Below are 1,423 nucleotides of genomic sequence, written 5' to 3' on the forward strand. Positions count from 1 at the left end.
TTCCTGCTGGTGGCATGGGCGCGGGTGCGGGGCAACAAGGGCGCACGAACCGCCGGGGTCGATGGGATCGCACCGCGATCGGTCGGCCTCGGCGCTGAGGAACTGCTGGAGTGTCTGCGACATGATCTGAAGGCGAACCTGTTCATTCCCCAGCGGGTGCGAGAGAAGGCGATTCCCAAAGCGTCGGGCAAGATTCGGCGCCGCCTGGGCATCCCGACGGCCGCGGACCGGGTCGTGCAGGCCGCGTTGAAACTGGTGCTCGAACCGATCTTCGAGGCGGATTTCCAACCGTGTTCCTACGGGTTCCGCCCGAAGCGCCGGGCCCAGGACGCGATCGCCGAGATCCACCACCTTGCGACACCTGCCCGCAACTACGAGTGGGTGTTCGAGGCGGACATCACGGCATGCTTCGACGAAATCGACCACACCGCCCTGATGGGCCGGGTGCGTCGACGCGTCGGGGACAAACGCGTGCTGGGTTGGGTGAAGGCGTTCCTGCGGGCCGGGGTCCTGACCGAACAGGGCCACAACCGGGAAACGATCACCGGCACACCCCAGGGCGGGATCCTCTCACCGCTGCTGGCCAATATCGCCTTGTCCGTGCTGGACGAGCATTTCGCGGCCCGGTGGGCCGCGCTCGGACCGTATTGGACACGCGCCAAACGTCGCCGCGCTGGCGTCCCGGTCATGAAACTCGTCCGCTACGCGGACGACTTCGTGGTCATGGTCGCCGGGAAACGCAGTGATGCCGAAGCGCTGTGGGATGAGGTCGGCACGGTGCTCGCTCCGATAGGTTTGCGCCTGTCGGTGGAGAAGACGAGGGTCTGTCACATCGATGAGGGGTTCGACTTCCTGGGCTGGCGCATCCAGCGCCGAGCTTGGCGAAGCCGGACCGGCAAACAAACTGTCTACACCTACCCGTCGAAGAAGGCGTTGGCCTCGATCATCGACAAGGTGCGGACACTGACTCGCCGCTAGAGACATCGAACGCTCGCGGACTTGCTGCATCGGCTCAACCCGGTGATGCGAGGCTGGTGCAACTATTTCCGCCACGGGGTGTCGTCGCGGACTTTCGGATACGTCGACCACTTCGCCGTCTGGCGGATCGTCGGCTGGCTCCGCAAACGACACCCCGGGCTGAACATGCACACCCTGGTCCGACGCTACCTGCCTGGCTGGCAGATCCGCGCCGGAGGAATCGAAATGTTCCGGCCCGAATCGGTCGCCATCGAGCGATACCGATACCGGGGCACCAAGATTCCCACGCCATGGTCGAGCACTCCGGCAGCCCGATCACCCGCTCCAACGGCATGAACACATGGAGAGCCGGATGCGGTGGAAGCCGCACGTCGGTTCGGAGGGCGGGCCGCAGAAACCCATCAACCGAAAGGCTGGCAGGGCGCTGCGGTCCGACCCCTACACC

The 1,423-nt window shown here is 65.4% G+C and carries 1 protein-coding gene and 1 pseudogene; both read left to right on the top strand.

Going from position 1 to position 1,423, the window contains the following annotated elements:
* The coding region (ltrA, locus tag ON21_RS40335; RefSeq protein WP_245562794.1) for a group II intron reverse transcriptase/maturase at positions 1-978 on the top strand (978 nt) is incomplete at its 5' end.
* A gap of 15 nt (positions 979-993) precedes the next feature.
* Positions 994-1,314: pseudogene (locus tag ON21_RS40340) on the top strand (group II intron maturase-specific domain-containing protein); the annotation flags it as partial.
* Positions 1,315-1,423: the final 109 nt, after the last annotated feature.

The sequence above is a fragment of the Nocardia araoensis NBRC 100135 genome, assembly GCF_000308435.1.
In the GTDB taxonomy this organism is placed as follows: domain Bacteria; phylum Actinomycetota; class Actinomycetes; order Mycobacteriales; family Mycobacteriaceae; genus Nocardia; species Nocardia araoensis.